Source organism: Streptomyces sp. NPDC006207 (assembly GCF_040613835.1).
GTDB lineage: Bacteria > Actinomycetota > Actinomycetes > Streptomycetales > Streptomycetaceae > Actinacidiphila.
Map to the genome: position 1 here is coordinate 70,614 of NZ_JBEXSX010000009.1, position 22,751 is coordinate 93,364.

Annotated in this window: 28 protein-coding genes; 3 read left to right on the plus strand and 25 right to left on the minus strand. The window is 70.9% G+C overall.

Translation table 11 applies throughout. From position 1 onward, the window contains the following. The first annotated feature begins 60 nt into the window (after positions 1-60). Complete coding sequence (locus ABZ312_RS09360) at positions 61-1,449, plus strand: NsdA family TPR-like regulatory protein (RefSeq protein ID WP_500436967.1); 1,389 nt, start codon at positions 61-63, stop codon at positions 1,447-1,449. Between the two features lie 88 nt (positions 1,450-1,537). Here the strand turns inward: ABZ312_RS09360 and ABZ312_RS09365 are convergent, their stop codons facing one another. The 16 genes from ABZ312_RS09365 to ABZ312_RS09440 form a co-directional block, all read right to left on the minus strand. Continuing rightward, on the minus strand, positions 1,538-1,747 hold the full coding sequence (locus ABZ312_RS09365) for a hypothetical protein (RefSeq protein WP_500436969.1): 210 nt from the start codon (positions 1,745-1,747) through the stop codon (positions 1,538-1,540). Between the two features lie 229 nt (positions 1,748-1,976). After that, positions 1,977-2,108, minus strand: a complete 132-nt coding sequence (locus ABZ312_RS09370; protein WP_500436971.1) for a hypothetical protein — start codon at positions 2,106-2,108, stop codon at positions 1,977-1,979. After that, on the minus strand, positions 2,105-2,467 hold the full coding sequence (locus ABZ312_RS09375) for a hypothetical protein (protein WP_500436973.1): 363 nt from the start codon (positions 2,465-2,467) through the stop codon (positions 2,105-2,107). Before ABZ312_RS09375 ends, ABZ312_RS09370 begins: the two co-directional genes overlap by 4 nt. Then, positions 2,464-2,697, minus strand: coding sequence for a holin (locus ABZ312_RS09380; protein ID WP_500436975.1), 234 nt, complete (start codon positions 2,695-2,697; stop codon positions 2,464-2,466). Before ABZ312_RS09380 ends, ABZ312_RS09375 begins: the two co-directional genes overlap by 4 nt. 14 nt (positions 2,698-2,711) lie before the next feature. After that, positions 2,712-3,644, minus strand: coding sequence for a peptidoglycan-binding protein (locus ABZ312_RS09385; protein ID WP_500436976.1), 933 nt, complete (start codon positions 3,642-3,644; stop codon positions 2,712-2,714). Between the two features lie 16 nt (positions 3,645-3,660). After that, entirely contained in the window at positions 3,661-4,185 is a 525-nt protein-coding gene (locus ABZ312_RS09390; protein WP_500436978.1) for a hypothetical protein, read from the minus strand. Between the two features lie 67 nt (positions 4,186-4,252). Beyond that, a complete protein-coding gene (locus ABZ312_RS09395) occupies positions 4,253-4,612 on the minus strand; it encodes a hypothetical protein (protein ID WP_500436980.1) in 360 nt (119 codons plus the stop codon). Positions 4,613-4,624: 12 nt separating this feature from the next. Further along, positions 4,625-6,910, minus strand: a complete 2,286-nt coding sequence (locus tag ABZ312_RS09400) for a hypothetical protein (protein ID WP_500436982.1) — start codon at positions 6,908-6,910, stop codon at positions 4,625-4,627. A gap of 75 nt (positions 6,911-6,985) precedes the next feature. Further along, positions 6,986-7,783 carry a hypothetical protein gene (locus ABZ312_RS09405; RefSeq protein ID WP_500436984.1) on the minus strand — a complete coding sequence of 266 codons (798 nt, stop codon included), beginning with the start codon at positions 7,781-7,783 and terminating at the stop codon, positions 6,986-6,988. A 241-nt stretch (positions 7,784-8,024) separates the two neighbouring features. Next, on the minus strand, positions 8,025-8,744 hold the full coding sequence (locus tag ABZ312_RS09410; protein WP_500436986.1) for a glycine-rich domain-containing protein: 720 nt from the start codon (positions 8,742-8,744) through the stop codon (positions 8,025-8,027). Positions 8,745-8,812: 68 nt separating this feature from the next. Beyond that, positions 8,813-9,247, minus strand: a complete 435-nt coding sequence (locus ABZ312_RS09415) for a hypothetical protein (RefSeq protein ID WP_500436988.1) — start codon at positions 9,245-9,247, stop codon at positions 8,813-8,815. Then, complete coding sequence (locus tag ABZ312_RS09420; RefSeq protein ID WP_500436990.1) at positions 9,247-10,275, minus strand: hypothetical protein; 1,029 nt, start codon at positions 10,273-10,275, stop codon at positions 9,247-9,249. Before ABZ312_RS09420 ends, ABZ312_RS09415 begins: the two co-directional genes overlap by 1 nt. A gap of 35 nt (positions 10,276-10,310) precedes the next feature. Next, positions 10,311-11,639, minus strand: coding sequence for a hypothetical protein (locus ABZ312_RS09425; RefSeq protein ID WP_500436992.1), 1,329 nt, complete (start codon positions 11,637-11,639; stop codon positions 10,311-10,313). After that, positions 11,639-16,108 carry a hypothetical protein gene (locus ABZ312_RS09430; protein WP_500436994.1) on the minus strand — a complete coding sequence of 1,490 codons (4,470 nt, stop codon included), beginning with the start codon at positions 16,106-16,108 and terminating at the stop codon, positions 11,639-11,641. The genes ABZ312_RS09425 and ABZ312_RS09430 overlap by 1 nt, the downstream gene beginning before the upstream one ends. 85 nt (positions 16,109-16,193) lie before the next feature. Further along, on the minus strand, positions 16,194-16,454 hold the full coding sequence (locus tag ABZ312_RS09435; RefSeq protein WP_500436996.1) for a hypothetical protein: 261 nt from the start codon (positions 16,452-16,454) through the stop codon (positions 16,194-16,196). Next, positions 16,451-16,984, minus strand: coding sequence for a hypothetical protein (locus ABZ312_RS09440; protein ID WP_500436998.1), 534 nt, complete (start codon positions 16,982-16,984; stop codon positions 16,451-16,453). Before ABZ312_RS09440 ends, ABZ312_RS09435 begins: the two co-directional genes overlap by 4 nt. 99 nt (positions 16,985-17,083) lie before the next feature. On the opposite strand from ABZ312_RS09440, the gene ABZ312_RS09445 reads away from it, so the two are divergent. Both ABZ312_RS09445 and ABZ312_RS09450 read left to right on the plus strand, forming a co-directional pair. Beyond that, a complete protein-coding gene (locus ABZ312_RS09445; RefSeq protein ID WP_500437000.1) occupies positions 17,084-17,638 on the plus strand; it encodes a hypothetical protein in 555 nt (184 codons plus the stop codon). 171 nt (positions 17,639-17,809) lie between these two features. Next, positions 17,810-17,956, plus strand: coding sequence for a hypothetical protein (locus tag ABZ312_RS09450; protein WP_500437001.1), 147 nt, complete (start codon positions 17,810-17,812; stop codon positions 17,954-17,956). Here ABZ312_RS09450 and ABZ312_RS09455 read toward each other — a convergent pair whose 3' ends face one another. The 9 genes from ABZ312_RS09455 to ABZ312_RS09495 all read right to left on the minus strand — a co-directional run bounded on the left by ABZ312_RS09455 (position 17,957) and on the right by ABZ312_RS09495 (position 22,724). Continuing rightward, positions 17,957-18,334: a hypothetical protein gene (locus ABZ312_RS09455; protein WP_500437003.1), complete on the minus strand. Its 378-nt coding sequence runs from the start codon at positions 18,332-18,334 to the stop codon at positions 17,957-17,959. Between the two features lie 10 nt (positions 18,335-18,344). After that, positions 18,345-18,509 (minus strand): hypothetical protein, encoded by a 165-nt coding sequence (locus tag ABZ312_RS09460; protein ID WP_500357160.1) that lies wholly within the window; start codon positions 18,507-18,509, stop codon positions 18,345-18,347. Next, positions 18,506-19,099: a hypothetical protein gene (locus ABZ312_RS09465; RefSeq protein WP_500437005.1), complete on the minus strand. Its 594-nt coding sequence runs from the start codon at positions 19,097-19,099 to the stop codon at positions 18,506-18,508. The genes ABZ312_RS09460 and ABZ312_RS09465 overlap by 4 nt, the downstream gene beginning before the upstream one ends. Continuing rightward, complete coding sequence (locus ABZ312_RS09470) at positions 19,090-19,902, minus strand: hypothetical protein (protein WP_500437007.1); 813 nt, start codon at positions 19,900-19,902, stop codon at positions 19,090-19,092. Before ABZ312_RS09470 ends, ABZ312_RS09465 begins: the two co-directional genes overlap by 10 nt. Continuing rightward, positions 19,902-20,603 (minus strand): hypothetical protein, encoded by a 702-nt coding sequence (locus ABZ312_RS09475; RefSeq protein ID WP_500437009.1) that lies wholly within the window; start codon positions 20,601-20,603, stop codon positions 19,902-19,904. The genes ABZ312_RS09470 and ABZ312_RS09475 overlap by 1 nt, the downstream gene beginning before the upstream one ends. Continuing rightward, complete coding sequence (locus tag ABZ312_RS09480) at positions 20,603-21,268, minus strand: hypothetical protein (protein WP_500437011.1); 666 nt, start codon at positions 21,266-21,268, stop codon at positions 20,603-20,605. Before ABZ312_RS09480 ends, ABZ312_RS09475 begins: the two co-directional genes overlap by 1 nt. Positions 21,269-21,418: 150 nt before the next feature. Next, positions 21,419-21,733: a hypothetical protein gene (locus ABZ312_RS09485; RefSeq protein ID WP_500437013.1), complete on the minus strand. Its 315-nt coding sequence runs from the start codon at positions 21,731-21,733 to the stop codon at positions 21,419-21,421. A gap of 7 nt (positions 21,734-21,740) precedes the next feature. Further along, positions 21,741-22,214, minus strand: a complete 474-nt coding sequence (locus tag ABZ312_RS09490; RefSeq protein WP_500437015.1) for a hypothetical protein — start codon at positions 22,212-22,214, stop codon at positions 21,741-21,743. 48 nt (positions 22,215-22,262) lie between these two features. Further along, positions 22,263-22,724 carry a hypothetical protein gene (locus ABZ312_RS09495; RefSeq protein ID WP_500437016.1) on the minus strand — a complete coding sequence of 154 codons (462 nt, stop codon included), beginning with the start codon at positions 22,722-22,724 and terminating at the stop codon, positions 22,263-22,265. Between the last annotated feature and the right edge of the window lie 27 nt (positions 22,725-22,751).

A 22,751-nucleotide genomic window follows, 5' to 3' on the forward strand; every position in this document is an offset into this window, starting at 1 on the left:
TCCCCGTCGAGCACGGAACTGTTCAACGGGTTCAACGCCCTGCTTGGGAGGGTGGACGAAGTGGCGAATCACTCGCGTGCGCGCAATGAGGCCCTTGTCGAGGCCATGCGGGAAGCGGGTTTGACGTACGACCAGCTCGCGGCCGCAGTGCGCGTAGTAGCGGCTGAGGCCGGCGATTCCCTGCGGACAGGACGGTCCGCGGTGGCGTTCTGGGTGGCGGGCGGGATCCCGACTCCACAGACGGCGACGTACATTGCGGAGGCGATCTCAAGGAGGCTGGGCCGACAGGTCCGGCCGTCTCAACTTGCGCTCGGGGCCCTGGAGATGGACGGGCCCCAAGAAGCGCTTGGGACGTTCTTGGGGCCCGATCCGGTAGACATGCTACGGCGCCTCGGGGAGGCCGACATCCAACGCCGCAGTTTTCTCACAAACGCCGCATACAGCGTTGCGGCGGCCGCTTTGCCGCTGGGGATAGAGCAGGCCGTCGACTATCAGCAGCGCGCCCAGCACTCCGGCCCACGAGCCGGCCGGGCGGAGATCGACGCCGTGCGCGACATGACCGACCTGTTCACCAGGATCGACGAACGCCACGGAGGGCAGCACGGCCGGACCGCCGTGGTGCAGTACCTGCGATCCGACGTTGCCGACCTGTGCCGCGCCACGTTCGCCAGCGACGAGGACCGCGCCGAAGCCCTGTCGGCAGCGGCCAGCGTCGCCTACCTGTGCGGCTGGAAGGCGTACGACGCGTCCGAGCACGGTCTGGCCCAGCGCTACTACCTCCAGGCGTACGCCCTCACCCGCGAAGCAGGCGACGACCTGCACGCCGCATGGATACTGCGCATCCTCGCCCACAACGGCATGGACATCCGCCGACCCGAATCGACACTGGAGCTCGCCGACGCCGCACTCGCCCGGATCAAGGGCAAGGCGGCCCCCGCCACCGAGTCACTGTTCGCCATCACCCGCGCCCGCGCACTGGCGAACGCCGGCCGGGGCAAGGAGGCAGCCCGCCAGGTCCGCGCCGCACAGGACCTCGTCCTCTCGGGCAGCGCGGACGAGCTGCCGGTGTGGGCAGCACGGTGGGGCTCACCCCGGGCCACGGTCGCCTCGCACACGGCGAAGACCTTCCACGCTCTCGGTGACCACGCCAACGCCGAGCGGCACTATGCGGCCTCCGCGCGGAACCGGCCCCGCACCGGCCACGAGCGGATCACCGCCCTCACCCTGGCCGCTCAGGGCCGGGAGCAGGCAGCACAGGGCCACGTCGAAGCGGCGTGCGGCTCCTGGGGCAAGTCCCTGGACCTCCTCAACGGGGTCCGGTCCGCCCGGGCCGTCGACGAGGTCGCGGGCATCCGCCGTCAGCTCACCGTGTTCGGCCGCCGCGGCGTGCGGGCCGCACACGACCTGGACGAGCGGGCCCGCGTCTGGCAGGCCGCGCACGCGTCCTGACCCCGGAGACACCTGCGCCCCGCCTAGGTTCCACTCCGGGCGGGGCGCAGTCGGGTCCGAGAAGCCTGGGATTCGGACAAACCGCACGCTACCGGCAGACGTCGGCCCCGCTCAGGACCAGGCTCGCCGGCTTCGGGGCGGCGACGCGGGGCGGGGTGCTCAGCACCCGCGCGAGGTTCGCCATGGCCGTGACGGCCGGGATGCGCGCCCAGGTCTCCGCACAGTCCGCGCACGAGATCCGTACGCCCTCGCCGCGCGAGCAGACCCGCACGCCGTCCTCGATCGCGTGGCTCAGCACCGGGTGATGGCACCGAGGGCAGGTCCGCACCTGCGCGACTCGTTCGATCTGGTGGTAGGCCCGCTCAACGCTGGGACGCGGGCGGCGGTTGGGGCGGGTGTAGGGCCTCATGGGTCTCCCCGGAATGGTCGGTCGGCTCAAGTCGGCCCAGATGATGACAGAAACGGCGGAACGCCCGCCTCCGGAGGACGGGCGGGCGTCCCGGTCTATGGGGGGCCGGGGGGGCCGGTCAGCCGTTCTTGGGGGCCCCCGCGCGGACGCGGACGATCTCGACAACGGCCCGGATACCGGCGACGCCGACGATCGTGCCGCCGGTGACGATGCCGAGGATGACGAGGGTCAAGGTCGCGTTGCTGCTCATTCCTGTCCTCCTGGCTGGTCGTGGTCGCAGTCCGGGCACATCAGGCGCAGGCGGCGGTTCGCCTGGTCGACGGCGTCACGCAGGCTGCCGCCGTCATTGGGGTACAGCTCGTGCTGGAAGCTGCCCAGCCGCTCCTCCATGGACCCGACGCGTTCCAGCAGGCCCGGCCTGGCCGGGACACCGGGACGGGCCTCCTCGCCGTAGAAGTCGTCGATGAACTGGTTGATGCGGCGGCCGAGGAGGACGGCCCAGCGGACGACCCGCCACGCCACCGCGCAAAGCCCGGCCAGAGCCGCCGCAACGGCACCCCACAGGAGGATGGCGTCGACGAGGCCGTTGCCGGTCGCGTCGACGCTCACCGGCCCACGCCCCCGATCCTCGGCGCGTGCCTGGCCTTCCACCCGGCCGCGAACGTCAGCAGCGTCGGCACGATCGCCAGCACGAACGGGGCGAGGCTGTCGGGCAGCGGGTCCAGGAGGCGGGCGTGGTCCTGGACGGCGGCCAGGACGCCGAGCAGGCCGGTCGACGCGAGGTACGCGGCCGACGTGGCCGCCTTCACCTTCGGCTCGATGCGGGCGTGACGGGGCATGGAACAGGGGCCTTTCAGGAGTGGAGGAGCTTCCAGGTCAGCGGACCCGGGTAGCCGTCGGGGTCGCTGCGGAGCTCCGGCTCGGTGCGCTGGAAGTCCGCGACATTGAGCCGCGTGTACTCGGTGAACAGCGGCCCCTTCTGGTAGCCGTTGCCGTCGTGGTGCCTGGTGCACCCCTTGGCGATGAGACAGGCGTCCAGCTCCACGACCGCGGGGTGCCGGCGCCCGACGACGAACGCGTCCACACCGGGGAACGGAGGGATCTCGAGAACCGGCTTGCCCGGCACGTGAAGCTGCTGCTCGGGATAGATCGTGTACGGCGCCTTGATGCCGTTGACGGCCGCCAGCTCCTGCCACGACACGTTCAGTCGGCGGGCGATGGCCGCGATCGTGTCCTGCGCCCGCACAACGTAGATCCCAGGTGGCGGCGTCGGGGTCTTCACCCCGGCCGGACGCTTGGCGCCCTGCTCCACCCACGCGTACAGCTGGTCCCCCGGGCACGCGGTGGCGTAGCCGTCGCGGTGCCCGCCGACCCACAGACCGGCGTCGCCGCTGCGCCGGAGCCACTCGATCGCGTCGACCAGCCCGTTCAGCATGGCGTCGGTCGGCACGGTCATGCCCTTGCTGCCGAGCAGGGCGCACACCGCATAGTCCTGCTCGTTCAGCGCCTGGCTGCCGTTGGCGCCGGTCCGCCTGTGCGTGCCACGGCCCTCGAAGACGCTGCCGTGCTCGCAGACGAGGGCGGTGTACGCGATGTCGACGTAGTTCTCTTTCACGTTGGCCAGGTGCTCGGCCCGGATGCTGCGCACCATGTCGTCGCACAGGCTGTGGAACCGGCTGGCGTACGGCGCGCCCAGGTAATGCACCTTCACGCCACGCGTCTTCGCCAGATACGCAGCCGGCGAGGCGGCCGGGGCTCCCCAGGCTTCACGCGCTACGAAATCCATGACAACTCCTCGGCGGTCAAGCAGCTTCGTGAATGACGAGCTTGAATTCGGCGATATTCAGCAGGCGCGGATTGACGTCGTTGTGAGTGACGCGGAGAGCAACCGGCGTATCCGGGTTCACAAAGATCCCGTGCGACTTGCTGAAAAAGTTCTGCCCGATGCTGGGTGCGCGGTGGTCGGTCGCCGTGGTGTCGTTCGGCGTTGGCGAGCCGAGACTAAGAGGGTCGCGCACGTACTGGTCCCGCAACTCGGTATATCCGCCGGTCGCGCTGGCCGCTTCCCACTGGATCAGCGCATACAGATGGCCCCACCCGGCTTTTGACGGCCAGATGAGGCCACTGCGGTCATCCGTGGCGTAGTTGGTGACGACATATCCGTCGGGCTGCACCGCCTGATGCATCCCGAAACGGTCGGACGGCTCGGCGGCCCCGAAAGGGAACCGGACAATCTTGTACGCGGTCCCGGGAGCGATGAGCTGCGGCACATCGACTTTGAGGGAACACACCTGCACACCGGGGGCGACAGTTCCACGCGTGGCCAAGAGATTCCTCCTGACGGAGAGTCTTGGCCCGGCCCACAACCAGCGGCCCCCAGAGTGTAGCCGCGTGCTACTTCTTCGTCCTCGCCGCCTTCGCCGGGGCCACCGCCTCCACGACAGCCTCGCCCTGGTAGCCGGACATGCGTCGCGCGGTCGCCTCCGGGACACCGGCCCCGATCAGCGCGTCGTAGTCCTCGCGGGTGCGCTGCTCGTCCTCGGCCTGGAGCTGGGCGACGTGCGCCTCATGCGCGGCCCGCAGTTCCTCGAACTTCGCGGTGTACTCGGCCTCCGTGACCAGCTGGCCCGGCTTGGTCAGGACGGGCTCCTCGCCGGTCGTGGTCTTGATGAGGCCGGCCGAACCGTCCTCGTATAGAGCCCAGTACGTGACGGGCTCGGTCTCCGGCTCGTCGGTGGGAATGGGGAACGTCATGGCACTCTCCCGTTAGTGGCTGATCATCAGGCCGCGAAGAAAGACCTGAATTCGGTTGTAGGTGGCGCCCGCCGATCCCCGGCCCAGCGTCACAGGGAAATTGACCGTCGCGGATCCCCCTGGCGGGACATTCGTGGTGTGCAGGAACAGCTTCGTTGTCTGCACGTGCGCGTCATTGATCGTCGAAGTGCCGGTGTTCCGGGTGTAGTACACCTCGTCGGTGTCCTGCCCGTACGCGGCGCCTGCCCCAGCCGGGAGGTTGAAGTCGACGTCCAATTCCCGTTCCACGACCAGCATGGCCGGGCGGCACGTGTCTGGGTTCGTGAAAGTCGTGCTGAACGTATCCACCACGTTGTCGAATCCAGCCGGGACGGTCAGGTCGGCGTAATTCCGGCTCTCGGTGAAGTTGAAGAACGACACCTGCGTACGGGGCTCGCCGCGCAGCACACCGTCCGTGCCACAGGAGATGACACCGCCGAGGGCGTCCACGTCGCACGGGTACGGCCAGGCGGCTGTCGCCACGGCGAGCGGGGCGGCTGTGGAGCCGTCGCCAGTGAGGCCGCATGCCGTGTCGACGGTGGGCTCCGCGGCCGGGGGAACGAGCAGGCCGCCGTCGGTACCGAGCACCAGCTGGTTCCCGGCGTCGGCGGACAGGTCGGCGGTGATGATGCCGGTCGCCGGGTCGTACGCCGCGCCGCCGTCCGCGCTGATGCAGCCGCGCACGTCGGCGCACTCGACATAGACGCCGTCGGGGCCGGCGTGGAGGAGGTTCGTGCCGCCACCGGGCGGGGCCGGGTCCGGGATCACTGCGGCGCTCACCTGGTACGGGTCTCCGGCCGTACCCGTACCGGACACGGTGACGTCGACCGTGGGGGTGTCGGCGGCCTGCACGATCGTGCCGCCGCCTCCTCCACCTGCGGGGACGTACAGGCCGCCGTCGCCGCCCAGGACGAGGGTGTTCCCGGCGTCGGCGGACAGGTCGGCGGTGATGATGCCGGTGGCCGGGTCGTACGCGGCCCCGCCCTCGGCCGAGATGCAGCCGCGGACGTCCGCGCACTCCACGTAGACGCCGTCCGCGCCGACGTGCAGGAGATTCGTCCCGCCACCGGGCGGGGCCGGGTCGGGGACCACCGCGGCGCCGACGAGGTACGGGTCACCGGCCGTGCCCGTACCGGACACGGTGACGTCCACGCTCGGGGAGTCGGCGGCTTGGACGATCGTCCCGCCGCCTCCGCCGCCGGTGGGCGCGTACAGGCCGCCGTCGGGTCCGAGGACGATCGCGTTCCCGGCCTGGCTGGACAGGTCGGCGGTGATGATGCCGGTGGCCGGGTCGTACGCCGCGCCGCCCTCCGCCGAGATGCAGCCGCGGACGTCCGCGCACTCCACGTACACCCCGTCAGGGCCGACGTGCAGGAGGTTCGTCCCGCCGCCGGGAGGCGCGGGGTCGGGGACGACGGCCGCCCCGACGAGGTACGGGTCACCGGCCGTGCCGATGCCGGACACGGTGACGTCCACGCTCGGGGAGTCCGCCGCCTGGACCACGGTGGGCGTGCCACCGGCCGCATACAGGCCGCCGTCGCCGCCGAGGACGATCGTGTTCCCGGCGTCTGCGGACAGGTCCGCGGTGATGATGCCCGTCGCCGGGTCGTACGCCGCGCCGCCCTCCGCCGAGATGCAGCCGCGCACGTCCGCGCACTCCACGTACACCCCGTCAGGGCCGACATGGAGCAGGTTCGCCCCGCCACCAGGAGGCGCGGGGTCGGGGACCACCGCGGCACCCACCAGGTACGGGTTACCGGCCGTGCCGGTGCCCGAGACCGTGACGTCCACGCTCGGGGAGTCGGCGGCCTGCACCACGGTGGCGGCCGCCCCGGGCACGAACAGGCCGCCGTCGCCGCCGAGGACGATCGTGTTCCCGGCGTCGGCGGACAGGTCCGCGGTGAACTCGCCGGTCGCCGGGTCGTACGCGACGCCGCCCGTGGCGGTGAAGCAGGTCCGCACGTCAGCGCACTCCACGAACAACCCGGCCGGGCCGGAGTGCAGCAGGTTGGATCCGCCGCCGGGCGGGGCGGGGTCGACGACCACCGCGGCGCCCACCAGGTACGGGTCCGCCATGGTGCCCGTGCCGGACACCGTGACGTCCACGCTCGGGGAGTCGGCTGCCTGGACGACGGTCGTCGACGGGCCGGCGGAGATGACGTACGGGGCACCGGCCGAGCCGTTGCCCTCAACGGTGACGCCAGGGCCCGCCGTGACGGTGCAAGCGCACTGGCGGGGGCCGCATCCGCAGCTGGACAAGGGGTCCTCCCAGGGACGTTCCTTGCCCGGCCCAGAACCAGCGGCCCTACGAGTCTAGCCAGCCCACCAGGCGGTTCAGCGGCTGATCATCAGGCCCCTGATGAAGACCTGGATTCTGTTGTAGGTCGCGGATCCGCTGCCCCTGCCCAGGGTCACGGGGAAGGTCACGGTCACCGAGGCGCCCGGGGCGACGCTGGCGGTGTGCAGGAAGAACTTCGTGGTCTGGCTGTGGGCGTCGGTGATCGCCGAGCTGCCGGAGTTCCGGACGTAATAGACCTCGTCGGTGTCCTGCCCGTAAGCGGCGGCGGCGCCCGCCGGGAGGTTGAAGTCCACGTCCGCCTCGCGCTCGACGAGGAGCATCGCCGGGCGGCACGTGTCGGGGTTCGTGAACGAGGTCGAGAAGGTGTCGGCGACCACGTCCGTTGCGGCCGGGACCGTCAGGTTCGCGTAGTCGCGGGACTCGGTGAAGGAGACGAACGACAGTTGCGCCCGGGGCTCGCTCCTGAGATTGCCGTTGGCGTCGCAGGAGACCACACCGCCAGCGGTCTCCGCCGCGCACGCGTACGGCCACGTGAGGGCGTTCACGCGGGCCGGACTGGCTCCGGACCCGTTGCCGGTGAGGCCGCACCCGGTGGTGATCGTGGCCGCGCCGGTCGGCACATACAAGCCCTGCGGGCCGACCTGGAGGTTGTTCCCGGCAGCGGGCGAGATCAAGGCGGCGATGGCGCCGGTCGCCGGGTTGTAGCTGATGCCGTTACCGGCCGACAGGCAGCCGCGCACCGCCGCGCAGTCCGTGCCGCCGCTCGCCGTGATGATGTACGGGTTGGCGGGGCTACCGCTGCCCTCGACGGTGACGCCAGCACCGGCGGCCACCGTGCAGTTGCACGCGCCTCCGCCGCAGCCACAGCGAGCCATGGGGACCTCCCACTCGGGGGTTGCTCGCCCGGCCCAGAACCAGCGGCCCGACGAGTCTAGCGACGCTGTCCGGACAAGATCCGGACACGTCCGGACACCCGCCCCGGACACGCCCGCGCCGCCACGAGCGCAAGGCCGTGACCTGCGCGGACACCGTCCGGACACGCCCGGCTCGCGCTGTCCGGATCTTGTCCGGACGTCAGCCGTGCAGCTCGATGATCACGCAGCCTTTGCCGCCGTCGAACCCGGCCTGCGCGCCCCCGTAGGACAGGGCGCCGCCGGCTCCTCCGCCGTAGCCACGAGACGCGGTGCCGGGGCCGTCCGAGGCCCGGGGAAAGCCGCCGTGGCCCATGCGGCTGTCGCCTCCGGCGCCGGACAGGCCGTTGACTCCGGACAGGCGGATGCCGCCCCCTCCGGCGCCACCGCCGGACACCTGCTGTCCTGTCCCGGCGAAGGGACCGGCAACGCCCGACACCGCGTCAGGGCTCGTGCCGGAACTCTGGGCAGCGGTGCCGCCGTCCCCGCCGGGCGCGATGACCAGGCCACCGAAGGAGGAGGAGCCGCCCGCGCCGCCCGGGGAGTTGCCCGAGCCGGCCACGCCTCCCGCGCCCACGACGATCGTCTCCGACGCGCCCAGCGAACTGACCGGGATCAGGGACTCCGAGTAGCCGCCGCCCGCACCACCGGGCCGGACGATGCACTGGTTGGCAGCAGCGTTGGCACCGGCCGAGCCGCCGCCCGCGCCCTGGGCCAGGACCCTGATGCGGGCCAGCCACGGGTACGACGCCTTCGTGAACTGGAACGTGCCTGGGTCGGTGAAGACGAGGACCTGGCGCAGGCCCTGCTGGCCAGGGACGAGGCACAGTTCGCCCTCGTCGTTGACGACGAAGTAATCGTTACAAACGCAAACGCTGGCCACGGCTCACCTCTGAGTGACGAAGTGAGTCCGGCCCAAAACCAGCGACTGCCCCAGCAGGATAGGCCCGGTCAACCGGCAGCCGTCGCGGTCAGGTGCACGGCCTGGCCCGGGTCCACCGCATACGCCCGTCCGCCCTCGTGCCGCCACACCCTCACCACGGCGTACGCCGCGGTGACCTCGTCCAGCGTCGCGGTCAGCAGCTGGCCCCCGCCGGGTGCGACCAGGAGCGCCCCGACCACGGGCGGCGCGTCGAACGGCTCGGCGAAGTCCCACCGCACGGACCCGTCGGCGCCCGTCTCCGCCACGGCGGCGGCCGTCCGCGCAGCCGGCGGCCCGAGCGGGCCGACAGGGCCCGGCGGCCCCACGCGGCCCTCCACGGGCTGGGCGACGGGCCCCCGGACGCGGGTCGTCGACCGGGAGCGCCGGTCGACCTCGCGGAGCACGCCGACAAGCGGGCCGCCCACGACTGCGGCCCGCCGGGCCGGTGTTCCTCGCATCGCCATCAGGCCGCCTCCGCTCCGCTCGCCGCCACCTGGACCTGCACGCTCTCCCCGCCCGGGGCGGTGTCGCTGCCGCCTGTCTCGGTGACCTTGACGCTGACGATCTTCAGCCGCTGGGCGACGGTCCGGCACGTCGCGGCACTGGTGACATCCAGGCACCAGCCCGGCACGAGCTGGGCGACGTCGACCGCAGCATCGGGGCTGATCGTGACCTCCTGGGTGTCGATGAAGACCGGCACGATCTGGGACGACCGCACGAGGGCCTGCGCCGCCGACGTCGCCGAGGCGGTGTCGGTGATGCTGGTCTGCTCCACGTACCGCTCGTGCAACCCGTAGTACGGGTCGACGCCCCCGGCCTCGCCGATCACCTGGTCCGTCACCGTGCCGTCCGTGGCGGTCTGCTGCTGCCCTGCGACGATCACGCGGGTCGCCAGGCCCTTGCCGTCTTCCGCCACCGACAGGCCCTCGGGGAAGTCGGCATCGGAGAGCCGGCCGACGCGCTCGCGCCACGTCTCGGGCAGCAGCAGGATCGTCGAGCCGATCGCGGTGAAGTCGAGCCCGGCCTCGGCGAGGTCTTTCAGGTGGTCGAGGGTCTGCCCGACGTTCTTCGTGTACTGGCGGGAGCCGGTGACTTCGGCCGGGGCCAGGATCTGCACGTCGTGACCCGGGTCGTCCGGGAAGAAGCCGTCCGCGATCAACTCGGCCGCGACGGTCGCCAGGTCGGCGTTCTTGTACGTCATGTTCCGGTGAGGGACGCGGTTCCCGAGAAAGGCCAGAACGTCCTCGGCGAACAGCTCGACGCTGTCGATGCCCCAGTTCACGTTGGTGATCGGCCCGTCCCACACGTACTTGTCGTCACGGTAGATGACGAGGCGGTGCCGCCAGGCGCGAACGCCGCCGAGCGGGCCGCAGCAGTCGCCGTCAGGGTTGATCACCGCCCGGGCCGTGCTGACTTCATCGAGCGTGCGACTCCATTCGACCTCTGTGAGGATCGAGCCGGAGGCGACGATGCCGCCGCCCCGGTCGACCACCCGGACTGAGTGGCTTCCGCATCCGGCTACGGCCATTACCGCCCCCGTCCCGAGACACCGACAGAGACCATCGCGGACGGCGACGGCGGGTTGCTCACGTCTGTCGTAAGGCAGAGGACGTAGGAGGCGCAGCCGAGCGTCCGCCACGTCGGCGGGAGCCCATCGTGGCCGTAGACGTCCGGCGAGGACTCGCAGACGCCGCCGCACTCGACGGTGGCCCGCCCGACCTGCCCGTCCAGCGTCAGGGCGCCACCGGCAGGCACGTACGTCACGTGGAACGCCGAGAACGGCGTGCAGCGGTACAGGTCGGCGACCTCGCCGGGCGTCAGGGCCTCGTCGCCGGCCGCCCGCTCGAAAATTTCGAGGGTCACATTGCGTAGGTCGCTGCTGCCCGCCCGCACCGTGATCATGGGGGCGTCCGTCGACCAGGCGGGCCGGTCGGTCAGGTCGAGGTCGTAGCACTCGCGCTCGACCGCGACCGGCAGGCAGTAGCACGTCTCGCTGGGCAGGGTCGGTGTCGGTGGAGGTGGAGGCGCACACCGCGGGTCGGCGCAGGCCGCCGTCGGGTCGGGGCACGGCGCGAACCGGCACGGCCCGTCACAGCCCGGCCCGTCGGGCGGGTGCACGCACCAGTCGATGCAGTCCGTGGAGTCGTTCCCGGGCGGCTCAACCTCCAGCACGGGTGTGGTGTCCGTCCACAGCCACGGCATGGCCGCCGTCAGCACGAACTCCACGGTGATGATGTCGGCGCCAGACTGGCAGTCGCCGGTGGCGCAGCCGGTGCCGCTGCGGGCAACGACGTTCGGGCCGTCGACGAGGGCGACCCGGCGCAGCGTCCGCCGGTGCGCGGCGTTCAACAGCTCCGGTGTCAGGTCCTCCTCGCCGGGGCAGCAGCTGTACACCGTCAGGCAGTCCCCGTCGCACGCGCTGCCCGTACAGCCTTGTAGCACCTCGCCGAGCCAGTGCAGGCCGTACTCCACGCCGCAGCAGGTGGCGCCGAGGACGAGCGCGGTCACGGTGATGGTGCGGGGCAGCGCCCGGGCCGGCCCGATCGAGCCGCCGCCGGTGACGCCGCCGGTGACGTTCCGGCGGACCGGGAAGTCGTCGATGCCGGACATCTCCAGGACCATGATCCCGGCGAAGTCGGCGGACTCCGGCACATCCGGGTCGTACCAGGGCGCGGGGCTGTCGGCGTCGTCCGGCGTCGTGTACGGCAGGTCTCCGAGCTGGGCCGCCCCGACGGTGGGGCAGCCGCACGGCCCGTACGACGTCAGTGGCGACCCCACGGTCTCCAGGTAGACGGCGAGCCTGGCATGGTTGGCGACCTCCACCCCGCCGTAGCTCAGGAACCAGTCGGCGGTCATCAGCTCACCCCTGCCGCGTACGTGAGGCGGTTCAGGACGCGGTGCGCGGTCGCTCCGGCGTCGCCGACCTCGGTGATGTTGAACGTGTTGTTGAAGACCGTCCCGGCCTTGTCCACGGCAGTCCGGGCGCGGGCCAGCTCGGCGGCGCTGATCTCGGTGGCGGCCTGGCGGCGCCGCTGGGTCTGCGTCAGCGGGATGACGTTGCCGGTGCCAAGGCCGTCCAGGGACGACCCGACCCGGCCGGGCAGCGCGTCGAACTGCCCGCCCACCGCGTCGACCACGGCGCGGGCCGCCGACGTCGACGCCTTCTGCAGCGCGGCGATCTGCCCGACCAGGCCGAGCCGGAGACCGAGGCCGGTCATCTCGCCGATCTTCCGGAACACCACCGACGGCGACTTGATGCGCAGCGCCGTGCGGATCGCCTTCTGCATGCCCTTGGCGATGTCGAGCATCAGCGCCTCGATCGCCTTGCGCTGCCCCTGCAAACCGGCGAGGAAGCCCGCACCGGCGTTCTTCCCCGCGTCGAACAGCGCGTCCGCGCCCGTCCGGCCGAGGACATTGGAGGCGTCGACGAGCTGCGCCTGCATCGAGTTGATCCGCTTGAACGTGGCCTTGTCCGCCGTCGACAGAACCCGCGCGAGCTCGGCGCCCTGCTCCGGGCCGAGCCCGATGATCTGCTGCAGCAGGTCCTTGCGGAGTCCCCGCCGGGCGAGGGCGTTGATCTGCGACGTGAACGCCCGCACCTTCGACAGGGCCCCGTCCAGGCCCGCGACGATGCTGTCCGCGGTGAGCTTCCCGCCGCCCTGGGTGAGGCTCTGCAGCGAGAACGCCTGCAACGCCGCCGCGGTGGTGTCCGCGGCGAACTTCTGGGCGTCGGCGATCTTCTTCACCAGCGCGTCACGCTGCGCGGCCAGGCCCGTCAGCTTCTTGTTGCCGGTCTGCAGCAGCGTGACGAGCCGGTCGTCGACCTTGGTGGCCTTGCCCTTGAACGCGTCCGTGATGGACTTGATCAGCTTGTCGGTGGTCGCCTTGATCTGGTCGGCGGTGCCGGTCAGGCCGACGATGAAGCCCTTCCCGGTGTCCTTCCCGATCCGGGCGAACACCTTGGAGGGGCTGGCGATCTCGAGAACCTTCTCCGCCGTGGTGATGGCGGTGCCGACCAGGTCCCGCGTCGCCTCGTCCACGTCGCTGAGCGAGGCGCGCAGCCCCGCCACGAGGCCCGCCGCGATCTGGAGGCCGACGTTCTCAAAGTCCTTCGCCGAGCCGCCGCCGCTCAGGGTGGGCGTGGCGCCTGCCGCGAGGGTGGCGGCCTGCGTCGGCCCGGCCAGGATGTTCAGCAGCCCAGACTTCGCGGCCAGCTCCCGCGCCCGCGCGGGCTTGGTCAGCGGGATGATGACTTCCTTCTTCCGGCCCTCGCCAACCATGGCGACCATCGGCCGGTCCACGATGCCGCCGTTGGCGAAGCCGGGCAGCAGGCCGCGCACGGACGCCGGCAGGCCCCCAGCGATCTTCCGGCGGATGGCGCCGCCGATGTCGCCGATCTTCGCGAGGATCAGCCTCGGCAGCTCGGTGAAGGCGCTCGCGATGTTCGAGATCAGGTCACGCGCGCCGCGCAGCGCCGCCGAGCCGGCGCTCTTGATCTTCTCGACGAGCTTCGAGCCGAGCGAGGTCACGCCGCTGGCGATGCGCCCGGGCAGCTCCCGGAAGAAGTTGACCACGGTCGTGCCGAAGGACCGCGCGGCGGAGAGAGCGGAGGAGCCGGCCGACCGGAAGAACCCGGCGATCCGCCCCGGTAGTGCGGCCAGGAACGAGGCGATCTTCCCAGGTAGCTCCGAGAAGAACGTGACGACGCTGGAGATGAAGCTGCCCACTGCGGAGACGACCGTGGTGAACGCGGTGGTGAAGAACGTCAGCAGGGTCGAGCCGAGCGACGCCAGCGCGGTGACGATCTTGCCTGGCAGTTCGGTGAAGATGAAGATCAGCGCGGCGATGCCGGTGAGGATCGCGATGCCCAGGCCGGCCACCGCGTTGATGAAGAAGCTGATCAGCAGGCCCGGCAGCGCGGCCAGCCCGGCGACGATCTTGCCTGGCAGTTCGGTGAAGAACTGGACCACGGCGTTGAAGCCGTTCGAGACGGCCGTGGAGACCGTCGTCCACAGGTTGGAGAAGAACGTCGCGATCTTCTCCGGCAGGCTGGTCAGCGCGTCGAGGATGCCCGAGCCCAGGTCGGTGAAGAACCGGATGGTGCCGGTGATGAACTCTCGCGCTTTCGTCTGGGCGCTCGTCACGGCGCCCACGAGGAGGCTTAGGGCGTCGACCAGCCCTTGCAGCAGAGCGAACGTCGTCTTGGACGACACGAACTGCGCGATGGTCGTGCCGAGCCGGATCAGCGGCGGCAGGATCGGCGCGATCGCGGCCAGCGCCATGATGAAGTTCACCGACAGGTCGGCGATCATGTCGACGAGCTGAGGCAGCATCGGCAGCAGTGGCTCGATGGCCATGACGACGAGGTTGACCAGCTGCGGGATCAGCGGAGTGACCGCCTCCGCCAAGGCGATCCAGGCCGGGACCATCTTGTCGGCGATCTGCGGGATCAGTTCCAGGATCGGCGGCAGCAGCCGGGTCAGGGCGTCGCCGAGGCTCTTGCCGAGGACGTCGGCGACCGGCCCCAGGGCTGCGGCGAGAGTCGTGAACGCGGAGGCGACCTGCGGCAGTACGGGCAGGAGCGCGGCCACGAGCGCGTCGATGATCGGCGACAGGACCGACGTCAGGATGTCCAGCGCGGGGGCCAAGATCTGGGCTACGACGCTGGCGACCTCGCCGACCAGCGGCAGCAGTGGGGCCAGTGCTGTGACGGCGCGGCCGATGGCCTCGCCGAGCGGCCCCAGGGACGGGCCGAGCGCGCCGAGCCCTTCGGCGAGGGCCTGGCCGACGGTGGCGAGCGCGGGGGCGATCGCGGCCAGCGCGGGCCCGAGCGCGTTGACCAGGTTGACGATGGCGGGGCCGAGGGCGGTGAAGATCGGCGCCAAGGCCGGTGCGATGGCGCCGACCTGGGTCACGACGGCGGACAGGATCGGGCCGAGCTGCGCGGCGACCGTGGCCAGCGTCGAGAAGATGTTCCCGATCGCCTCCTGGCCCTTGGCGGAGTTGACGAACTCCGCGAAGCTGGCGGTGATCTGCTTGAGGTTGTTCAGCAGCCCGCCGCCGGACGCGTTGGCGGCCTGGAAGACGCCGCCGAGGATCTGGCCGACGTTCGAGATGACCGCGCCGAGCTGCTTGAAGACCGTCAGGGCGCCCTCAACCCACGCGACGGCCTGACCGTTGTTCGCGATGCGGGTCAGGAAGTCCCCGAGCTGCTGGCCGAGGCCGCCGATCGCCGTCCCCAACCGCGCCCCGAACGCGGTGGACACCGACGACGCCACACTGAGGAGGCCCTGCGCCAGGGGCTGTACCGCGGCGGACAAGCCCTCCACGGCATCGGACGTCCCGGACAGGACGCCTTGCACGGAGGCGAGGGCCTGCCGCGTCTGCAAAAACTTCAGGCCCTCCGACGCGGCCTGCCCGAACCCGGCCGCGATGGCCCGAAGCCCGCTCTGCATCGGGAGAAGGTTCTTGACCGCGCCCGAGATGTCGCCGGCGAACTGCTTGAAGAACGCCTCTTGGACGGACTGCTGGACCTTCTTCAGTTCCGGCGCGAACGCTTTGACCGCGAGGACAGCTTTCTGCGCGGACGGCGACAGCTTCTCCAGGGCCTCCTGGAACTTGGCGGCGTCGCCGGCGAACGCCGCCCCGAGGGCGTCACCGACACCGACAACGGCCAGCCGCAGCGTGCCGAGGGCGGCCTGGAACCCGGCGACGGCGGCAGGGAGCGCGGCGATGATCCCGGCCGCGGGGGCGAGCGCGGCCGTCAGGCCGATCACGCCCTGCGCGGCGCCCGCCGCGGCGATGCCGACGGCACCGAACTGCAGCAGGCTGGTCAGGCCGGAGCCGACGCGCCCGGCGATCCTGCCGAGACCCGCCATCGCCCGGGAGAATCGGTTGCTGTCGACGTCGGCGTTGACGCCGACCGTGACGTCCGGCGGGTTGTGGGCCCGGATCCGGTCGTCGAAGCCGTCCATGTCCGGCACGACCCGGACGGGGAACTCCTCCCCGGCAAGGACCCCCCGGATCCGCTCGACGAAGCCGGTCAGGTCCGGCGTCACCGGGACGTTGATGGACTCCAAGGAGCGCAGGCCGCGCAGGAGCGCCGCGTCGAACCGGCGAAGGTCCGGCTCCACGCGCACGGTGACCGCAGCGGCGTCCAGGCCGCGCTGGATGTTGCGGCGGATCCGGTCGCCCGTAGTGCGCGTCGCCCGGTCCAGGGCCCGCTGAATCCGCAGACCCAGATCGCGGGCATCGTCAACGGTCTCGCTGTCGTCGAGCGAGATGCTGATCCGGGCGGTCCCGTAGTCGATCTCATCGCCGGGCACCGGGCAACCTCACGGGGTGTGTAGGTTGCCCGGCCCAGAACCAGCGGCATCGGCGGCGCCCCAGGGGCCCTCCGGTGATCCCAGACTAGCCGCTGCGCCCGCCCGCAAGCTGGGCGTCCTGGGCCGCCAGCTGCGCCATCATCTGCTGCGCGTCACGCATGCTCATGCCGCCGCCCGCCGGCCGGCCGCGGTCGCCGTCCCGAGTGCGGCGGCGTCGCTCCCCGGCCGGTGGGGCGTACAGCTCGGCCCGGATCCGGGCACGCTCCGCGTCGTCCTTGGCCGTCTGATCCATGGTGGCCTCGGCCGCGGCGAGCATCTGGCGCAGCGTGAAGCTGCGGATGTTCACGCCCTGGAGGAGGGCACTCCCATCCCACGCCTCCCAGCCCTTCGCGATGCTGTCGCAGAGCCGGTAGACGACGTAGGAGGGCGCTCGTCGGCGCCCCCGCCGTACAGCTCCACGACCCACTCCAGCAGCTGGACCAGGATGCGGTCCGGCAGCGGGAACGCGTCGACAACCTGCACCGGACCGTCTTCGACCTCGTCGGCGTACTTCTGGGCGTCGGCCCGGTCCGGGAAGTTCTGCAGGACGACCTCGCCGTCCTTGACCACGTTGACCCGGGTGAACAGCTCGGCGGACTGCGGGAGCATCAGCTCCGCGAGGAAGGTCCGCATCGCACGGGCCGCACCACGCAGCTGGTTCGCGTCGATGGTCGACAGGTCTTCCAGGTCGATGCCGCTGGCCGCCCGCTGGGCCTGGATCAGCCCGCTGTAGGCGTCCATGAACTGATCGCCCATCACCTCGGGCTGGAACAGCAGTTCCCTGCCGCCGACCTCGGCGACGTGCGGCTCCGTGTGCAGCGCAAACGTCTTCTTCACGGGTGTGCCCTTGTCTCCCGCGCTTCGCCCGGCCCAAAACCAGCGGCGTACTGCGAAGAGTAGCCGCCGCCCCCTGCGAACCATGGTCATACTTTCGGCATGGATGCAGGCTTGGCGGCAGTGCTGGGAGCGCTGGCGGGATCGGTTGGCACCGTGCTCGCTGGGGCAACAACTGGTTGGTTCAGTCGCGAACAAGCACGAATTTCCGCCCGCGCGGAACATGTGCGCCAACGTCGGGATCCACGAGAAGAGGCCTATCGCGAATTGATTGAGGTCATCTCCAAATTGCACAGCGACATCGGAAACCGTCTCATCGTCGGCCCACCCCAAGCCTTCCTGCATTTCCGAGATGACGAAGCGTTCTTTGATCAAGTGCGCCAGGCTAAGGTCACCATCTACGAACAGTGGCCACGCGTGGCCCTGGCAGGTCCCGAGAACGTTGTCGTTCTGGCAAAGGCAGCCATGGAGCGATCCCAAACCCTCATCACTCACGTCCTCATGTACCGGACACTCCAGACGATGCCGGGACGTTCCGAAGAAGACCCACGCAGCTACCTGAATCTCGTACGCGCGTCGGCAGGCGCGCTGAACGACGCGCTCGAAGCTTTCGTCCGAGCTGCCCGGGAAACGCTCGATGTGGACGGCACCATTTGACCCCTGGGTCCCAACTCGTAGATCTACCTCCCCTTCTGGAGCTTGCGCGCGACACTGGAGCGCATGAAACTGCCTCGCATCGCGTGCCCGACGTGTGGCCGGCCCATCGCGGCCGGCCCCGTGGCGGGCAGTCTGGGAAGGGGCCGCCTGCGACGGCACGACGAGCCCGGCATGCGGGATGACTTCGCCGGGATCCTGGTGTCGTGCTCGGGCTCCCGCGCCGTCGTCAACCTGCCCGCCGACGGTGCTCTACAGCTGGAGCTCGGCGCCGACGAGTCCGGCCACGTTGTGGACGAGGACGCGCTGCCCCTGTTCTGATCAGCGTCCGCGCTCGAGGGCCCGCAGCATGAAGTCGTTGGGCTTCGTCCCCGGGTGCCGCACGTACGCGGCGAACACCTCGCGGCCGCCGATCTCGAACCGCAGCACCTTCTTACGGCGCGGGCGGATGATGTGCGGCCGGGTGCCGTTGAGCACGTAGTGCACGGCCGGGTGGTCGCAGATGATGACGCCCTGCAGACCCCTCGGGCCCTCGGTCACCTTCCACGACACGTAGGCGCCCATGCGGCCCGGCGCGCCCTCCTCGGCGTAGCGGGCGACGCGGGCCGTGCGCTCCCGCAACTTGCGCTCCACGCGGCCACCACGCAGCCGCAGGAGCCGACTCAGTCGGCCCTGGTCGATGTGGACCTCAACGCTCACAGCGGCCTCCTCACGGGCGGAGCAGCAGGTACGTGTCGCCCTGCCCGTCCCTGTGGAACTCGCCGGTCGCCACGGCGTCCGGGGAGATCTCCGCGTAGTCGTAGGCCCGCACCTCCACGACGCCGCGCTCCTCCTCGATGCGCTGGAGCAGCGCGATCAGGTCGCTGCTGTTCACGAGGTGTCTCCTCCGGGGCAGGGCGAGCAGCCGGGCAGGGCCACAGTGACGCGCTGCTCCAAGCCGACGCAACCGCCTTCCGGGCCGACAACGCGCTGCGCGCCGAGGACGAACTTGCGGCCGCGGCGGCGGCCCGGCTCGGTGCCGGGCAGGCAGCACAGCATGGCGTTGTAGACCGTCACCTGGTCGATGTGGAGGATGCGCGCCGCGTCGGCCAGCTCGTCACAGGACGGCGGGCAGCCGTTCTCGTGGAGCGTCGGCGCGCACCGCAGCAGCGTGATGACCAGCTCGACGGCGGTCGTCGGCGGGGGCGTGCAGCCGCGCAGGCCACGCACCTCCCGGTCCTCTGCAGGGAACGTCGTCGATGGGTAGATGCGGGCGACGTTGACCGACAGCTGTCCGCCGGTCGTGGCCTCCGAGCACGGGTCGTCGCAGCGGTCCCACGCCGGCGAGCCAGGCACCACGCACGCCCCGCAGTCGGGGCAGCCGGGCTGGCCTTCGATCTCGGCAGCGGTGGTCTCCAGCGCGGCGCACACGCAGGCGAGGACGGACTCGGCCAGGTCGTGCAGGGCGAGCGGGGTCAGGGCCATGTCTGGACTCGCGGCCTCTTGTAGTCAGGTGAGTAGACCCGTGACGGTGACGCGAGCCGGTACGGGTTCACGACGCTCAACCACAGGTCGACGATGGGCAGGCCGGTGCGTCCGTCGGCGTACAGCAGCGTCGGATCCGGCATCTCCATCTCGAAGCCCTGCCGAACCAGGCGCGTAGCCCGCGGGTTGGCCTTGCAGCCGCACGACCCGGCCCCGCCGCACCCCCGCATCAGGTGGCAGGTCAGCTCGGACACGGCGGCGATGGCGGCCTCGTCGAGCGGCAGCCCCCACCGGTACGTGACGGTGAACGTCCCCGGCGTGCCGGGCGGCTCGGCCATGTCCTGGCAAGTCGGCCACTGCTCGCCGTCGGTCCGTACGAGCCGGCCGGGCGCGTCGACCCGGTACGCCTCGGGGACCAGGACCTCGCCGTCGACGTTGACCTCCGTCACGTCGAAGACCGGCCCGGGCAGGTAGACCTCGGACAGCTCGCCGCAGGAACAGTCCGACTTGCAGCCGCACGCGATCGACGCGTTCCGCCACATGCCGTCGACGCCGATGTACGGGATCCAGCCGCCGGTACCGGCGTACCCGGCCTGGAACGAGACCGGACCGGAGTCCAGGCAGGCCCGGCGGCACGGCCTCACGGTGACGGGGCACGGGCCCCAGCGCATACCGGACAGGCGCCACAAGATCTGTGAGGCGACCTTCTGCCACCGCTCGACGACGGCCGGGTCCTGGTCGTCGGGCACCTCACAGCACAACTCGACTTCCCACGGGTCACACGGACCGATCTGCAGCGGCATCAGCGCCTCTTCTCGTACGCGCAGGCCTGCGGAAAAGCGCGGCGGATGTGGTGGCCGACGGCGCCGTTGGTGAAGGCGTCCGGCATCGTCGACAGGAACGGCGAGTCGGCCGGGAAGCGGGGCATGCGGTGCAGCACCTTCACGTCGTCGATGCGCTCGCCGCCAAGGCCGGCGAGGTTGCCGTACAGCGTCCGCTTGTGGATCACGTCGAGGTGGCGGCCCGCGTCCAGCGCCGCCAGCATCCCGGCCTTCCCCACGGAGAGCGGGACGTGCAGCTCGTACGACAGCGGGTCCTCGTGACCGAGGCTCACGAGGAGATCCCGCGTCTCCCGCAGCCCCCGTAGGTAGCTCCCGTTGCCCCGGCTCGCGTAGTACGCCTCCACGTTGCGGACGGGCCCGCGGTGCAGGACGGGCATCTCCTCGATGGGCTGCATCACGAAGAAGTCGTCATTGCACAGCAGGAACGGGTCGCTGATCTCCGGGTGCTCGCACGCCAGCCGCACCGCGCTTGTCGTGTTGGCGTACTTGGTCCGCCCGGCCTGCTCGGTCGAGACGTGCCGGACACCGGCCACCCACGCAGGCAGGTAGCCGATGATCCACACACGCCCGTGCGGGAGGTGCGCCGCCCAGCTCCTCAGGGCGTACCTGAGCTGCTGGTTGACGGCGCCCTCACGCACGGGCACGACCAGGTCGGGCAGCATCAGCTGGCGAGGCAGAGGCCGCCCGTGACCGGGGTGTACTCGCAGACCGGCTCCGGCGGAGCGACCGACGTCAGGAACGTCCGGCGGTGACAGGTCGCCCCAACCGGGGTGAGGAGCGGGCCGGGAGTGCCGGCCGCGTCGATCGGCATGACGTCGTACGGGCCCGTGCCCCAGCCGCCCCCGGCACGCGTCGCGCCCTGCAGCTGGAGCGTGACGGCCTCCGAACCGATCTCCAGATCACCGAGGATGCCGTTCGTCACCCACGGCAGCAGGAAGTAGATCCAGGCGCCGTCTCCCGTACCGTCGGCGGCGCACACGTCGTCGCCGAGGACTTCGGCCCAGAACTCCAAGGCAAAGCCACTGTCGCACTTGATGGAGCAGTCGTCGTAGCCGATCGGCTTGCCATCGAAGCCGAACACGACCGGGTTGCCGGTGGTGATCTCCAGGAACTCCGGGCTGACACTGAAGAAGTTGATCTCGACGTCGTAGTTCTGCAGCGAGGGGCAGCCCTTGCGGAACCCACACTGGCGGCCATTCGCGGCCTTGTACGTGATGTCCTCGCCCTCCTCGATGGAGGGGTTGAGCGCGATCGAGGCCAAGCAATCGAACACGAATCCGTTGTCGTCGCCACAGACGGGGCGGCCACAGCTATCGAGCCTGGTCACGCGGACCGTGTCGAGGTTTGCGATCAATGGGCATGACATGGGCGTCAAAACCTCCCCTGTGAAGGAAGGGCCCGGCCCAGAACCAGCGGCGCCGTCAACAGCATAGCTAGGTGACGGCGCCGCGGGCCCTGGCTCTTACGGCCCGTCAGGTCAGATCGGCCCCGCCTCCACAGCCGTGCAGTGCACGGTCACCCCGGGCGCGGCCTGCGGGACCTGGAGGATGGCGATGCCGAGGAGCGTGACCGCCGGGGAGCGGCGGACGGAGAACGTCACCGAGGCCGCCGACAGGGCGGTGATCCGGCACTCGGTCAGGTCGGCCACGGCCGTCTGCGTCGCATGCGAGACCACGGGCGCGGCGGCGAACGGCGGCACGAAGTTGAACGTGACCGTGCCCGCCGCGTTGCTGACGCCCGTAGCCGCGAACACCCGCCGCCCAGACGTCTTGACCGTTCCGTTGGTGCTCACCGGCTGCTCAGACCTGCGTGGTCCACAGCACCTGCCACGACGCGGCCGGGGCCGTGCCGTCGATGCTGAGCGTCCCGGCCAGCCGGCCGTCGACCTCGTCGCCGTCCACGGACCACGACAGAGCCGTGCCCGCGGGCACGGTCAGCGTGCCCTCGGCCGTGGTCACCGTCACGGTGCCGGTGAAGACGAGGAGCGTCACGGACTGAGTGCCCGGGTTCGACGCCAGGGACCAGTCCGTGTTCTCGGCGCCGTGCGGGACGACGTCGACCGGCGCAACCTTCCCGCACAGGCCGATCGTGCCCGCCGCGGTGTACGGCGTGGTGCCGTCCAGCTCGGTATCCACGGTGGTGACGGCCCCGGCCGGGGTCGTGGAGAAGCGGCGCACGAACGGGGTGATCGTGCCCGCCCCGTCGTCGTCACAGAGGACGACGAACTCGGCGTCGACGCCGGCGACACTGACGCTTCCTACAGTTCCGGACATGGGCTACTCCTCGCCGCTGGGCGTTGTCGGGGTGAACAAGGGGGGGGACTATGCGACGCGCTCGTAGCTCAAGGTCGTGTAGCCGAGAGCCGGGGTACTCAAGATCGAGACGACCGGCGCGGGCGTGCCGGACCCGGTCGGCTTGACGGCCTCCAGGCGCACCACTGTCGCCTCCGTCACCGTCACCAGACCGGACGCGGCGCCTGTCGCCTGGAGGGTGTAGGCCCCCGTAGCGGGCTCCGTGCGCTGGATGACCATCCGGCTGGAGTTGGCCACCACGGCGGCAGCGGTGACGTTGAACAGCCGCACCGTCAGGGCCGTGCCGCCCGGCCCGGTCCCGGAGATGTTGCCGTGGACCTCCGCCGTGACCTTCCACGTCCCTGCCCGGGGCAGCGTGACGGACAGGCCCGTGTCCGTGTAGGTGGTGCCATCGGGCACGGTGAACCCGCCCCGCATGATTTCCTGGGCTGCCTCACGCGGCGTGCTGTAGCCGCCTGATGTGCCGGTCATGACGCCCCCTCCCGTTTGTGGTCCGAG